Raw genomic sequence first — 14027 nt, 5'->3', positions numbered from 1 at the left:
GCTCCCCATTCATTATGTTAATGTTACCGCCAGTCACCGATGATTTTCCGAAGCGAGGAGTAGTCCATGTCCGAGGCGATCACGGATTTCGATGTACTCGTCGTCGGGTCCGGCTTCGGTGGCAGTGTCACCGCGCTGCGCCTGGTGGAAAAGGGCTACACCGTCGGCGTACTCGAGGCGGGCCGCCGTTATCCCGATGACGAGCTACCGAAAACCAGCTGGGACCTGCGCAAGTTCCTGTGGGCACCGAAACTGGGCTGCTACGGCATCCAGCGGATCCATCCGCTGCGCAATGTGCTCATCCTCGGCGGGGCCGGGGTCGGTGGGGGCTCTCTGAACTATGCCAACACGCTCTATGTTCCGCCGGAGCCGTTCTTCCAGGATGCGCAGTGGCGCGATATCACCGACTGGCGCGCCGAGCTCACGCCCTACTACGAGCAGGCCAAACGAATGCTCGGCGTGGTGCAGAATCCGCATATGACCCCGGCAGACGAAGTGTTCCGCCAGGTCGCCGAGGATATGGGCGTCGGTGACACCTTCGTACAGACACCGGTCGGGGTGTTCTTCGGCGAACCGGGTGAAACTGTCGACGATCCCTACTTCGGTGGCGTCGGACCGGCCCGCACAGGCTGTGTCGAATGCGGCGACTGCATGGTCGGCTGCAAATACGGCGCAAAGAACACGCTGGTCAAGAACTATCTGTACCTCGCCGAACAGGCCGGGGCGCGGGTCGTACCGATGACCACGGTGACCGAATTGCGGCCGCAGGCCGACGGAAGCTGGGCCGTCACAGCGGAACGCACAGGCGCGTGGATCCGCAGACAGCGCAGCACCTACACCGCGCGGCAGGTCGTCGTCGCTGCCGGCACCCTGGGAACCCAGCGGCTGCTGCACGATATGCGCGACCGCCGGATCCTGCCCGAAATCTCGGACCGCCTCGGGTTGCTCACCCGCACCAACTCGGAATCCATCGTCGGCGCCGCCACCAAGAAACTTGCGCCCGGCCAGGACTTCACCCGGGGCGTCGCGATCACCTCGTCGATCCACCCGACCCCCGATACTCATATCGAACCCGTGCGCTACGGGAAGGGGTCGAACGCGATGGGGCTGTTGCAGACCCTGATGGTCGACGGCGGCGGCCGTGTCCCGCGGTGGTTGCGGTTCCTGGGAATCGCGCTGCGGCACCCACTGCTGCTGGTCAGTTTCCTCAGCGTACGCAACTGGAGTGAACGCACCATCATTTCGCTGGTGATGCAGCATCTGGACAACTCCATAACCACTTACACCAAGCGCGGCCTGTTCGGGCGGAAATTGACCAGCCGGCAGGGGCACGGGCAACCCAACCCCACCTGGATTCCCGCGGGCAACGAGGCGACCCGGCGGGTGGCCGAGCAGATCGGCGGAACCGCGGGCGGCACCTGGGGCGAGGTGTTCAATATCCCGCTCACCGCGCATTTCCTCGGCGGAGCTGCCATCGGCGCAGACCGGGAGACCGGGGTCATCGACGCCTATCACCGGGTTTTCGGATATCCGACGCTGAGTGTGGTCGACGGCGCCGCGGTATCGGCGAACCTGGGTGTGAACCCGTCGCTGACCATCACCGCACAGGCCGAGCGCGCCGCGGCGTACTGGCCGAACAAGGGCGAGCAGGACAGCCGGCCGTCGCAGGGCGACGGGTATCGACGGATCGCGCCGGTGGCACCACTTGCCCCGGTCGTTCCGGAATCGGCGCCGGGCGCGCTGCGGTTGCCGATCGTTTCCGTCACCGATCCTGCGGCGGGCTGAACCAACCGGAGCGGTTCAGCCCGGGCAGCGGGCTCAGCCCTTGAAGTACACCAGCTGGTGGCTGGTGGCCAGCAACGTACCGTCGTGACCCCACAGGTGGGCGTTCTGATCGAAATGGCCGTGCGCGAAACGGTGGGCGCGGGCACTGCCCAGCAGGTATTCCGTGCCCTGGGCAGCCAGTTCGGCGGAGGTTGCGTGGTAGTAGACGGTGAGCGAGATCGTTCCGGCGGGAACGTACTGGCCCCGGCGTAGGAAGACCCGCGGGTAGAACGCATCCGACATCGCGGTGAGTGCGGCAAAATCGAGCGGGCGGGCCGGCCGATCGCGCAGCCAGAGGGTGCTCACCGAATCCGGGCTTGCGGGCTGCGCTTCGGTCGGAGCAGGGTCGGGAACGGCGCCGGTGAGGAACCGCAGATCGTAGTTGCGGCCCCAGGCGATGAACTCCGGGAACTCCTGCGGTTCGGCCTGGTCGGGGCCCGGCACCGAGGGCATGGCGAGTTCGAGATCCGACCAGGTGTCGCGACGGATGCCGAATACCGCGGTCGCGGTGGTGGTGATCGCGCCGTCCTGGGAGAGCTCGAGCTGCCAGTGCTGATTCGTGCGGTTGGTGCGAACCGGACGCGCGGTGATCTCGAACGGGCCGTCGGCGATCGGACCCGCGTAGTTGACCGTCAGCGCCAGCGGGTCCCCCAGCCGGTCGGGGTGTCCTTCGATGGCGCGCAGCAGCGCCGCCGCGGTGACACCGCCGAACGGGCCGACCATGTTCGCGTAGTCGGGGCAGGTCCGGCCGGCGATACGGTGCCCGCCGAGGTACTCGGTGGCGATCGCGGTATCGAAGGGGTGGGGTGGCGCATCGATACCCGTCACGGGGTCCTCCTGGGGATTAGTGGTGGTATTCGGGTGGTGGGACGAATATAAGTATGACAACATACATAGGAATGGGAGGCAACAGGGAGCGGTGTGATGCCACGACGTAAGGATCCGGACGGGCCCCGCGCGGCGATGATCCGCAGCGCGATCTCACTCATCCGGCGGCGCGGTGTCGCGGCGGTATCGTTCGCCGATGTCCTGAACGCCAGCGGCGCTCCCCGCGGATCGGTCTATCACCACTTCCCCGGTGGGAAGACGCAATTGATCACGGAGGCGACCAGAGCCGCCGGGGCGCGGGTCACCAGCGAACTCACCCGGGTACTGGATACACCGGAGACTGCGGCCGCGCTGCGGGAACTCGCCGATACCCTCGCGCGCGGACTCGACCGCGGCGACTACGCCGTCGGCTGCCCGATCGCCGCGGCCGCATTGGGCAATGAGCCGGATGCGGTGGCCGCCGCAGGGGCCACATTCGATATCTGGCGCGACCTGATCGCCGGGAAACTCGTCCGCGACGGCGCGGCGCCGCAACGCGCTCGGTCGGTCGCCGTGCTGGTGGTCAGCGCTTTGGAAGGCGCCCTCATCGTTGCCCGCACCGAACGTGCCCCCGCCGCGCTCGATACCGTGGTCGAGGAGCTGAATGTGCTGTGCCGGTCGGCGGTCGGCGCGAGCGCCGAGGCACCGGTCATCCAGCGGGACGGGTCTTGATCGCATCTCGCGAGATGTAGACGTCGTACTCCCCCGGCATCGCGATCACCGCGTTGCCGTAGGCAGAACGCACGAACGGCGCGGTGAACCAACGGTCTTCGGTCATCTCGCGGAAGAAGTCGCGATCACCGCCGTTGAGCAGGATATGGTCCTGGCCGGTCGCGACACCGTCGAGCCGCTGTCCGTACAGGCGGGAGACCTTGTAGCCGGAATGGAAGCCGAGCGCGTTCACCCACGGCTCCAGTTCGACGATCTGCGCCTGCAATACCCACAGATCACCTTCCACGAGGTGCCTGCTGCGTTCGGTTGTCGCCCCCTCCTCGTCGTACAGGGTCAGGTCGATCTCGAGCCGGTGCTCCGCATCGGCAACCGGGGTCACCGTCATGTGGGCGGCACGGACCTCGCCCGTCAAACCCAGATAGGTCTGCACGAGGGTCACTGTCCACAGCACCAGCGCCGCGGCCGTCAGGAGCAGCAGCCCGCACCCACCACGTAGGAGCGAGGTGCGGGTACCCTTCCCACGCAGCACTGTCAGTGCCGAAATCACCAGGGCCACACCGGCGATGATCACGACGATCGCACCGGCCTGCAGCACCCCGAGGTCCACCGGGTAACTCATGAGCCGGTTATACCCCGCGCAGGAACGTCCGGCAGCACGAATCGGCGGTATCCGGGTATACCTCACCGACCGGTGTCCGGGACACCGGCACGATCCGGCCCCACACCCGGACCGACTCTCGTATGTTTGCCCTACACGATGTCGAAAGGTGCGAAGGTGACAGAAGTCAGTGCGGACTACGTGATCGTCGGGTCGGGTTCAGCGGGCGCAGTGCTCGCCGACCGGCTCAGCGCTGATCCAGGACGGTCGGTGATCGTGCTCGAGGCCGGACCGGCCGACAAGGACAAGTTCATCAAGATCCCGGCCGGCTTCTCGAAACTCTTCCGCAGCCCCTACGACTGGGACTATCTCACCGAACCGCAACCGCAACTCGGTAACCGGCAGATCTACTGGCCGCGCGGAAAAACCTTCGGCGGATCGTCCTCGCTCAACGCCCAGATGTGGGTTCGCGGTTTCCGCGCCGACTACGACGAATGGGCCGCGGCCGCCGGCCCGGACTGGGGATTCGACAAGGCTGTCGAACAGTTCCGCACCATCGAGGATGTCGAAGGACCCCCCGGCGACGATCACGGCACGGGCGGGCCCCTGCACATCTCGCACCAGCGCAGTCCGCGCCCGTCCACCGCCGCCTATCTGCGGGCGGTCGCCGAACGCGGGTTTCCCGTCGAAACCGCGAATCTGCCCGAACCACAAGGGTTCACACAAACCATGGTTACCCAGCACCGTGGCCGGCGCTGGAGCAGCGCGGACGGCTACCTGCGGCCGGCCATGAAACGCCGCAACCTCACCGTGCTCCCGGATGCCACCGCCACGCGAGTGCTGTTCGACGGAGACCGCGCGGTGGGGGTCGAGTTCTCCCGCGCCGGGCAGGTGGAACAGGTGCGGGCCACCACGGAGGTGATTCTCTGTGGTGGGGCGATCAACAGCCCGCAGTTGCTGATGCTGTCCGGGATCGGTGATCGGGCCGAACTCGAACGGCACGGGATCGACGTCCGCCGGCACGCTCCCGAGGTAGGCGCCAACCTGCAAGACCATCTGGTCGCGGGACTCGGCTACTCCGTAACCGCCGATTCGCTGTTCGGCGCCGAAAAACCAGGACAGCTGGTCAATTACCTGATACGGCATCGCGGCATGCTCACATCGAATGTCGGCGAGGCCTACGGTTTCGTACGCAGCGACCCGAGCCTGGAGTATCCCGATCTGGAACTCGTGTACGCGCCCGCGCCCTTCTACCACGAAGGCCTGATCGATCCGACCGAGCACGGGGTCATCCTGGCCACCGTGCTGTTGCGGCCGCGCAGCCGCGGCACCCTCACCCTGGCCTCGAACGACCCCCTCGCCAAAGCTGTCATCGACCCGAAGTACCTGTCCGATCCCGACGGCGCCGACCGGGCCGCGCTGATGGCGGGTTTGCGGCACTGCGCCGAAATCGCCGGTACCGATGCCATGAAGGGTGTACTCGGGGCGCTGTGCTATCCGCCGGACTCCACCGACGGAATGGCGGAGCAAACCCGGACCGAATCACTCGAGCAATACGCGCATACGCTCTACCATCCCGCCGGCACCTGCCGGATGGGATCCGACGAAGCGAGCGTGGTAGACCCGCAACTGCGGGTGCGGGGAGTCCAGGGGCTGCGGGTGGCGGATGCCTCGATCATGCCGGTCCTGGTGCGTGGCCACACCCACGCGCCGAGCGTGTTCATCGGCGCCCAGGCTGCCGAGTTCTTGACCCGCTCCTGAGGTGGGGAACTGCCGGCGTGGACGTGGTACAGCGCCGGCGTTCCGCGGGAGAAACAGCCCCTCCCGGCGTGCCCATCGGTGACGGATGCGCGGCGGACGCCACCACCGTCCTACCGGCGTGTCACAGTTTGCCGCTGCCACCGATGAGCCACGGGTTGAAGGTGCACTGCAGCGCCGGGAACTGCACCGGGTCCAGTGATTGCAGGGCAATGGAGAGGGCACGCGGCGAATACATCATGGTCAGGTGGTCCGACAGATCTTGTTCGCAGCCGTCCTGCAGGGTGATGTTGCGGACGGGCGCCGCGGGCCCGGACTTCAGGAAGGTCAGGTCGAAGGGGGTGGTGACCTCGTCGTAGCGGGTACCGACGACGGTGTAGTCGACACCGGGCACCGTATCGCCGCCCGCGTTCAGTTCGTTGACGAAATCCGAGCCCACCGTCTGCTGGATCCCGGAGTGGCCCACGAAGATCTCGATGAATCCGAGGACATCGATACCGAAGTTGTTGACGGCCCGGCCCAGCGCGCCGATTCCGTCCAGAGTGGTGCCGTGGTGGGTCGCCCCGTAGGTGATCAGTTTCGCGACCTTGTCGGCCCCGCCTTCGAACTTGGTGTACCAGTTCGACATCGAGCCGCCCTGCGAATGCGCGATGATGTCGACCTCGGGGGCGCCGGTGGCGTCCAGCACCCGGTCCACGAAAACGGCCAGCTGCTTTGCCGAGTCCTGGATGTAGCCGGTGCCCATGGTGCCCGGTAGTACCGAACCGAGCCCGCCCCCCTGGATGAGGTTTGCTCGGCCGTAATTGAAGGTGAAGGTACAGAAACCCGCGTCCTTGATCGGCTGCCCCATGAACGCGAAACCGTTGTAGGCGTTCATCCAGGTGCCGTGGACAAGCAGCACGGGCCGCGGATGTTCGGCACTGGGTGTGCAGTTCCAGTCGTTGGCTCCCGGCGGCGCGGCATCGGCGTTGAACAGGCCGTGGGCGAAGGCCGACAGGAAGGCCGTCTGTGGGGGACCGTGGCCGACGGTATCGGAGGAGTACCCGCCCGACAGACCCGAACTGCTGCCCGATCCGCCGTAACAGTCCCCGGAGCCGTTACCCGAACCCGCTCCGCTGCCCGAGTGACAGGCCGACCCGCTGGCGCTTCCGGAATGGGCCACCGGTCCCGCGGTCCGGCCGGCCGCGATGTAGTCGGCCAGGTCCTGTTCCGTGGCAACCACCGGCGGGTCCGCATTCGCGCCCGGACCGGTGAACCCGAAAACGAGTGCGGTGGCGGCGCCCAGGACCGCGGCGCGCAGCCGGCGGGAGGTAGGTCGAATCATCAGGACCCTTTCTGCCGATAATATCGTCGTCCGATTCCGTTGCCGCGCATATATTTCGCAGCAGGGAAGTTCCGCCGACCGTATGGCCCGCGGAGCGGTTCTCCAATGATTCCGGCAGCAGTCCTGGAAAGCTCACCAAAGCGTTCGAACCGGCTTGGTCACCGTCACAGACGATTCGGAAGCGAATTCACGGAAGCTGTCGATGGACGCTGTTGCGCGCCCTGAAAAACGCGACCTCATTCCGTGAATTATCCAATAACATCATAATTCACTAATCGATCACGTCCAGGCGCCAGAAAATGTAGTCTCACATTCCGATACACGTCGATTCGGTCCCCAAATTTTCGGAAGTCCCGATTCCCGCTGCGCGCCGACCGCCCCACCCACTAGAGATACCGCCGCTCTTCAGGGGCGTCCGGAAATCTCCAAGGCACGAGAGAGGGTGGGCCAGCTCCGATGCAATTGGACCTCGAAATCAGGCCAGGAATGCATACCTTCCGGCAATAGATCGACGACTGCGGGAATACCGAGTTCGCCCAAGCGGGCGGCCAGACGTTCAGTGCACAGGCGCGCGCCCTGTTCCAGCAATGAGCCGCCTCCCAGCAATACCGCCAAGATCTCCGGGCTGTCCCCGATCGACATCTTGGCCGCACCACTCGGCGTTCCGTTGGCCACCGAAAGATAGATCTCGGTACCCCGCAGCTTCTCCGCGCCGAGCAGACTGTCGTGGGCACGCCATTCCGGCGAGGCCGGCGGACCGAACAGGTTCTCCGGATTACCGCCGCGGGAGGCCACCGTCATCACCGTGACCGCACGTCCGAGTTGGTCGGCGGTGGAATAGCAGCCGCTCAACCCGGCAACGCCCCGGTAGAATCCTTGATGCCGCTGTGTCAGCATCATCGCCGCCTGCGCGCCCATGGATACCCCGGCGATCGCGCGGACACCGTTGGACCCCAGATACTTCTCGACGATCGGCGGTAGCTCCTCGGTAAGGAAGGTCTCCCACCGATTCAGGCCCAGGGCGGCGTCCACCCGGATCCAGTCCGCATACAGACTCGCGGTACCGCCGGTGGTCAGCACGACATCGACCGGTTTGTCGGCGAAGAATTCCGCGGCGCCGCCTTCGTTCAGCCAACCCGAGGTAGGGCCGCCGTCCACCCCGTCCAGCAGGTACAGCGTGGGCCGCGGCGCCGGGCCGGTGCCGACCAAGGTGTCGATCGCGATCTCCCGGCGCATGGCCACAGAGCGGATATGCAAGCGGATCCGGCGATCGCTCAGCACCTCGACCCGCAGCAACTGCGGCCTCGACTGCTCGGACTCGGCGGCGGGGCCCGGCGGCGCGCCGGGCGACTCCACCCGCGGGATTCCGACCGCGGAGGGAGCGGTGGCAGCGACACTCAGTACGGCCAGTGCGGCCAGAACCGTCAACCGGGATCTCATCTCACACCTCGCGATACCACTTATCATCCAGCCCCCCGGTCACGCCGCCCCCGGTTTGCCTCGCCCGACAGGCGCACCGGATATGACGTGCGACAGCCGGCGCACCTGCCGCGCGTTCACCACTGAATCCGGCTCCACGGGCCTGCCTTCCGCGATCCGGTACAGGCCGGGTGGCCGCCCTCCGGCGCGCAACCGGTCCAATACTTCATGGGCGCGACCGGCCAGTTCCGGGATCTGCTCGGTGGAACCGGCGGCCACGGTCGCGGTCGGTAGGGTCTCCGCGGCTTCGGCGACCAGCTGCAACACGTCGGCGCTCATCACTGCTGCTGTCATCGGACCGGCACCGGTGTCGTGCGCTGCTTCCAGGGGAATCAGCACGGTGCCCCCGTCGGCATGCAGCAGCGGCAGGGAACGTGAACCCAGCGGTGCCCCCAGGGCCGCCTGTACCCGGCGGAGCTTGCGGCGGCCCGCCGAGGCCGCGCCGGGCCCGCCGGCCCGCTCCTCGGCGTTCGGCGGGATCGCCAGGGCCACCACCTGATACGCGGGCGCGACGCGTAGACCCGACCTTCTCGCCAGCGCGCTCACCCCGTGGCCGGCAAGCAGGGCCGCCACCATCGTCTGCGCCGAGGTCTGGTGCTCGCGGGCCACGATCCGGTGTTCGTCCAGGTATGCGGTGGCGGCCGCGGTGGTCACCACCTCGACGGCCCGCACCAGCAGACGGGCGGTATCGGCCATGGGCTGCCCGCCCGCGGCGTCCGCCATTCGCGCCGCAAGGAATTCGAAGCCGCTGCGCGCGCAGTCGTGGCAGGTCGTGAGCACGGCTTCCAGGGCCACCCCTTCCCGGGCCCAGCGCGTGGCCGCGGCGGTGATAGTTGCTGCCGCGGCGGGCCGTGCACAGAGGTCGTGAGCCGCCGCCAGACAGTGCCGGATGGTGGTGACCATATCGGCCGCGTCCATTTCCGGTTCGGCACAACGGAAATGCGCTACGAGTTCGGCTTCCAGGTCTGCGTTTCCGGAGCCGGCTGCCTTACTGCCCACCATAACTACTGGACAGTAACCAGCAGCCGGGGCGCCAGGGGCCCATCCGGCGTCAGTCCGGATAGTTCATCAGGGATGCGACCGCGAATTGGGTTCGGTCACAAATAGGTAACGACAGGGAAACTACGGAGTGCGGGGCGACACTTGCCCGCACCGGTGGCAGGCCGATTCCCCGGATTCAGATTTCCCGGCGCACCGGCTGGTCCAGGACCCGCGGCTGCCGACGCCGCAGGGCCGCCAGTAACCCGGGGGTGTGCTCCGGAGGTGCGGCATGCACCGACAACTGGTTGGCGACCGACCGGTAGGCATCCAGATCGGCCTGCTTGTCCAGGTACAACGCGCCGGTGAGCTGCTGTAGGTACACGATATCGGGAAGATCGGCCTCCGCGAACCGCAGATAGGTGAACGCGCCGTCGGTCATGGCCGGGCCGCCGACATGGTCGGCCAGAACCTGCACGGTGACATGTGGCTGTTTGGCGGCGGCCAGTAATCGGTCGATCTGGGCCGACCAGATCCGGGACCCGCCGATCCGGCGGATCAGCGCCGCCTCTTCGACGATCAACCAGAGATGCGGCGGATGCGGCCGGTTCAGAATATGCTGCCGTCGCATCCGCAAGGCCACCCGCCGCTCGATGGCTTCGGCTGCCTCCCCCGGGTGCGCCAGCGTGAGCAGGGCCCGCGCGTATTCCGGGGTCTGCAGCAGTTCGGGCACCGCACGCGGTTCGTAACACCGGATCACCTGAGCCGCCTGCTCCAGGCCCAGATACATATCGAACCATTTCGGGAGCCAGTCGTTGTCGCGGTGCCACCAGCCCGAGGTATTCGCCTGGCGGGCCAGTTCCTGGAACGCCGCCAGTTCCTCGGCGTCGATGATCCCGTAGAGCTGGAGCAGATCCACCAGATCACGCTCGCGGATACTGGTCCGGCCCAGCTCGAGCCGGCTGATCTTGGAATCCGACCCGCGAATGTGATCACCGGCCTGCTCCCGGGATAGACCGCTGGCTTCACGCAGCCGCCGCAACCGGCCCCCGAGCACCATGCGTAGCACCGTGGGTCCACCGTCCACCGCGGCCCGCGCCGTGGCCCCCGCCCCGGTCGAGGCAGCCGTCTCCAACGCCGATCGCATCCCAGAAGCACCCATTATTCGAGTTTCGCATGGGAGCGGCACGGGAGACCAAACGAAACTCCCGTGGCGTGAACGACATTCACCGATCACGGGCGTCACCCGGCCGCCGAAACGTTGCCGACCGGGCCGCGGCGCTTCGTGACCTCGCCCGAGTGGGACCGAAACACGCTGTGAATCGCCCAGAACCGATTCTGGAACATGTTCTCACCCATGGCCAGGACTTATGGTTACACACAACGGCGTCGATGGTGACGCTGCCCGGAAGGAGGCGTGAATCGTGGACGCCACAGCACCGGCCACGGCCGAACGCGACAACCACAGTCGCGACAACCTCACCCGCCGGGTAACCGTCTACTTCGACGGCCCGGTACCCGACAATGCCCTCGTGCTGGAGTACGCAGCAACCAACACCGAGGCCTGGGAGTTCACCTCCGCCGCCGTCTATTCGGGACTCACGGTCACCGTGGACAGCAAGATCCGGCCCGGACTGCGCCGGCTACCGTGTCACACCCTGTGGCGCTGACCTACTTCGAACCGACTCCCCCGCACATCCGGAAACCCACGGCACGCTCGGCGTGCGTCCCCCCATGATCACGGCCCCGACCTCTAAGCTCGGAAGTACCGGCGCGGCGAACCGCCGGAACCGACCGCAGGAGCGTAGATGCCGACCGACCCCACACCCCGGGTGGCCGGTTCGTTCGCTCTCCTGTGCGCGGCGCTGCTCACCGGCTGCGGTTCTCCCGGCCCACCGGAGCCGGTGGACGTCGCAGCGGCCGAAACCACCACCGCGCTCCCGGCGACCGTGCGTCCGACCGGCTCAGCGGTGTCGACCGTCGCCCGCAGTTCCACCCCCGTCGTCGATCCTTACGCCGGGATGCCGTTGATCGACCGGCTGGAATGGACCTCGAACATCGACGGTCCACGTCTCATGGTCCACCCGACCGGCGCGGGCCGCGCCACCACCTTCCCCGGCGCCGCGCAACGCGCCTGGCAGGAAATCAACCTACTCGACCCGGACGCGGACACTCCCGGAATGTGGGACCAATTCCGCTGCCATTGGGAGTGGGCGCGGCTCGTCGCGCCCGATAAACCCACTTGGAATCTGGAGCCCTGGCGGCCGCCGGTGGGCTACGACGAGACCGTCGGCGCCGCCTGCAACCCCGGCGGACCCGAACGCTGAGATATGAGAGGAGTCCGGTATGCGTATCGTCATCGCAGGTGGACACGGCAAGATCGCTCTACTGCTCGCTGAACGGCTCACCGGCCGCGGACACAGCGCGATAGCGCTGATCCGCAATCCGGCACACGCCTCCGACGTCTACGCTACCGGCGCCGAACCGGTGGTGCTGGATATCGAACAAGCGGTGGTGACCGATCTCGCCGCGACCCTGCAGGGAGCCGACGCGGCAGTGTTCGCCGCCGGCGCCGGGCCGGGCAGCGGCACGGCCCGCAAGTACACCGTGGACCGGGACGGCTCGGTTCTTCTCGCAGAGGCCGCCGAACGAGTGGGCACCCGACGGTTCGTGCAGATCTCGGCCATGGGAACCGGTCTTGCGCCGGCACCTGGAACCGACGACGTCTGGGCCGCCTATATCGAGGCGAAAACACAGGCCGAGGACGACCTGCGCAGCCGCGACCTGGATTGGACCATTCTGCGTCCGGGCCGCCTCACCGACGAACCCGGCACGGGGTCGGTCACTCTCGCGCCACCGCGAATCGGCCGCGGCGACATTCCGCGCGCCGATGTCGCCGATGTCGTGGCCGCACTGCTCGATGCCGGGCATACGGCCGGTCATACGCTGGAACTGGTCTCCGGTGACACCCCGATCGAGGCGGCGGTGGCCGCCCTGGCGGACTGACAAGATCATCCGAAAACCGTTACGACACAATGAATCGATCGTGCAGATGTACTTGCATTTGAAAGCACTACCGACCTAGACTCATCCCACACCGCTATACAGGGGAAAACAAGGGGAGGCCGCGTGAGTGAGCCGACGACAACATTCGCCAGTGATTTACTGCCACAGCTGCGGGACAGCCCAGCGGGTCCGAACCGATTCGGTAGTAGCACTACCCGAATGGATCCTGCCCCGATCGGCAAGCCGGCGAACGGTATTGATATGAATACATTCAGCGTCCGCGACGGTGGTCTCCGCACCGGTTCGTCCCGCGAGACGGCCGTCGAGTTCGTGATCGACGCAGTCGAATCCACCGGCGCAGCAACACGTGACGATTTCGATATCGACCAGATCGTCACCACGGTTCACGCGCTGTCCGACGACTGGGATTTCCGGTCGTTGCAGCCGGATACCTTCTGGCGCGTGGCGTCGACGTTCATCCGGGCCTGACGGACGCGGTTGATCCACCGTCTCGGCGACTCGGCGCCGGGGCGGTGCTGAATTCTCCCGCCCGCCGCTTATTTGCCTGTAATTACAGGCCTTTCGTGTATTCGGCGATTATCGACCGGGATTTCTCCGGCGTCGCGGCCTGCACACTCAACCGGTCCATCACCGACAGGTACAGTGCCAAATCCTCGCGGCGGTCCAGATAGAGCGCGCTCGTCAACTGCTCCAGATACACGATATCCGGCAGATCCGGCTCGGCGAAACGCAGAATGGTGAAAGAGCTTCCCGCCGCGGGATGTTCGCCAGCGGAGAACGGGACGACCTGAATGGTGACATTCGGCAAACGGGTCAGGTCCAGCAGATGCTCCATCTGCGACCGGTGTACCTCGGGACCGCCGACGGGACGATGCAGTGCCGCCTCGTCGATCACCGCCCAGACGACCGGCGGATCGTTGCGGTGCAAAATCTCCTGTCGGCGCTGCCGGAAAGCCACCCGCCGATCGGTATCGGCGTCCTCGTAACCGAGCGTCACCACCGCACGCGCATAATCCGGAGTTTGCAAAAGGCCCGGTACCAAATGCGATTCGTAGGTGCGGATTTTGCTCGCGGCGTGTTCCAGACCCAGGTATTGCCCAAACCAGGACGGCAGCAGATCGCCGTAGCGATGCCACCATCCAGGCTCATTGGCTTTGCGCGCGAGATCGAGAAAGCTCTCACGTTCTTCGGGATCGGTGATGCCGTACAGCGTCAGCAGGTCCCGGATATCGCGTTCCTTGAAGCTCGACCGGCCCAGTTCGAGCCGGCTGATCTTGGCATGAGAGCCGCGAATGGCATCACCCGCGGCCTCGCGGGTGATCCTCTTGCTCTCACGCAATTTCCGTAGCTGGCCGCCCAGAGCTATACGTAGGACCGTGGGGCCACGCTCCGCCTCAACGGGTTGCTTGCCACCACGGTTCTCGGGCTCTGCGATCATGGAGTCGTCTCCGCTTTCGGGTTAACCCACGGTGCGCCACAATGCAATCCGCGACGCACCAC

Annotated in this window: 14 protein-coding genes; 7 read left to right on the top strand and 7 right to left on the bottom strand. The window is 66.3% G+C overall.

All coding sequences use genetic code 11. The annotated features are described in order from the left end of the window. Window positions 1–66 precede the first annotated feature (66 nt). Window positions 67–1785 (top strand): GMC family oxidoreductase N-terminal domain-containing protein, encoded by a 1719-nt coding sequence (locus tag NS6_RS01355; RefSeq protein WP_068035416.1) that lies wholly within the window; start codon window positions 67–69, stop codon window positions 1783–1785. 33 nt (window positions 1786–1818) lie between these two features. Here NS6_RS01355 and NS6_RS01350 read toward each other — a convergent pair whose 3' ends face one another. After that, window positions 1819–2652 carry an acyl-CoA thioesterase gene (locus NS6_RS01350; RefSeq protein WP_068035414.1) on the bottom strand — a complete coding sequence of 278 codons (834 nt, stop codon included), beginning with the start codon at window positions 2650–2652 and terminating at the stop codon, window positions 1819–1821. A 96-nt stretch (window positions 2653–2748) separates the two neighbouring features. Here NS6_RS01350 and NS6_RS01345 point away from each other — a divergent pair, with 96 nt between their 5' ends. Beyond that, window positions 2749–3363 carry a TetR/AcrR family transcriptional regulator gene (locus NS6_RS01345; protein ID WP_084470522.1) on the top strand — a complete coding sequence of 205 codons (615 nt, stop codon included), beginning with the start codon at window positions 2749–2751 and terminating at the stop codon, window positions 3361–3363. Here NS6_RS01345 and NS6_RS01340 read toward each other — a convergent pair. After that, complete coding sequence (locus NS6_RS01340) at window positions 3341–3982, bottom strand: hypothetical protein (RefSeq protein ID WP_068035409.1); 642 nt, start codon at window positions 3980–3982, stop codon at window positions 3341–3343. The two genes, NS6_RS01345 and NS6_RS01340, sit on opposite strands and share 23 nt — an antisense overlap. Before the next feature lie 156 nt (window positions 3983–4138). Here NS6_RS01340 and NS6_RS01335 point away from each other — a divergent pair, with 156 nt between their 5' ends. After that, window positions 4139–5722: a GMC family oxidoreductase gene (locus tag NS6_RS01335; protein WP_443093651.1), complete on the top strand. Its 1584-nt coding sequence runs from the start codon at window positions 4139–4141 to the stop codon at window positions 5720–5722. Window positions 5723–5843: 121 nt separating this feature from the next. Here NS6_RS01335 and NS6_RS01330 read toward each other — a convergent pair whose 3' ends face one another. The 4 genes from NS6_RS01330 to NS6_RS01315 all read right to left on the bottom strand — a co-directional run bounded on the left by NS6_RS01330 (window position 5844) and on the right by NS6_RS01315 (window position 10662). Then, complete coding sequence (locus NS6_RS01330) at window positions 5844–7043, bottom strand: esterase/lipase family protein (protein ID WP_068035405.1); 1200 nt, start codon at window positions 7041–7043, stop codon at window positions 5844–5846. Window positions 7044–7448: 405 nt separating this feature from the next. Then, window positions 7449–8483, bottom strand: coding sequence for an alpha/beta hydrolase (locus NS6_RS01325; protein ID WP_084470521.1), 1035 nt, complete (start codon window positions 8481–8483; stop codon window positions 7449–7451). A gap of 39 nt (window positions 8484–8522) precedes the next feature. Next, window positions 8523–9524 carry an RsbRD N-terminal domain-containing protein gene (locus NS6_RS01320; protein ID WP_068035401.1) on the bottom strand — a complete coding sequence of 334 codons (1002 nt, stop codon included), beginning with the start codon at window positions 9522–9524 and terminating at the stop codon, window positions 8523–8525. A 175-nt stretch (window positions 9525–9699) separates the two neighbouring features. Beyond that, window positions 9700–10662, bottom strand: coding sequence for a Sco1979 family transcriptional regulator (locus tag NS6_RS01315; protein ID WP_084470520.1), 963 nt, complete (start codon window positions 10660–10662; stop codon window positions 9700–9702). Between the two features lie 262 nt (window positions 10663–10924). Here NS6_RS01315 and NS6_RS01310 point away from each other — a divergent pair, with 262 nt between their 5' ends. The 4 genes from NS6_RS01310 to NS6_RS01295 all read left to right on the top strand — a co-directional run bounded on the left by NS6_RS01310 (window position 10925) and on the right by NS6_RS01295 (window position 12995). Then, window positions 10925–11170, top strand: a complete 246-nt coding sequence (locus NS6_RS01310) for a hypothetical protein (RefSeq protein WP_068035398.1) — start codon at window positions 10925–10927, stop codon at window positions 11168–11170. Between the two features lie 138 nt (window positions 11171–11308). Beyond that, a complete protein-coding gene (locus NS6_RS01305) occupies window positions 11309–11827 on the top strand; it encodes a DUF2599 domain-containing protein (RefSeq protein WP_068035396.1) in 519 nt (172 codons plus the stop codon). A 19-nt stretch (window positions 11828–11846) separates the two neighbouring features. Next, window positions 11847–12506, top strand: coding sequence for an NAD(P)H-binding protein (locus tag NS6_RS01300; protein ID WP_068035394.1), 660 nt, complete (start codon window positions 11847–11849; stop codon window positions 12504–12506). Between the two features lie 261 nt (window positions 12507–12767). After that, window positions 12768–12995 carry a hypothetical protein gene (locus NS6_RS01295; RefSeq protein WP_068036029.1) on the top strand — a complete coding sequence of 76 codons (228 nt, stop codon included), beginning with the start codon at window positions 12768–12770 and terminating at the stop codon, window positions 12993–12995. Window positions 12996–13077: 82 nt separating this feature from the next. Here NS6_RS01295 and NS6_RS01290 read toward each other — a convergent pair whose 3' ends face one another. Beyond that, on the bottom strand, window positions 13078–13965 hold the full coding sequence (locus NS6_RS01290; protein ID WP_068035392.1) for a Sco1979 family transcriptional regulator: 888 nt from the start codon (window positions 13963–13965) through the stop codon (window positions 13078–13080). Between the last annotated feature and the right edge of the window lie 62 nt (window positions 13966–14027).

Origin of the sequence: Nocardia speluncae NBRC 108251 (assembly GCF_001613245.1) — a bacterium.
Taxonomy (GTDB): domain Bacteria; phylum Actinomycetota; class Actinomycetes; order Mycobacteriales; family Mycobacteriaceae; genus Nocardia; species Nocardia speluncae.
Note: the sequence above shows the minus strand (reverse complement) of the source record. Positions and strands in the feature narration are given on the sequence as shown.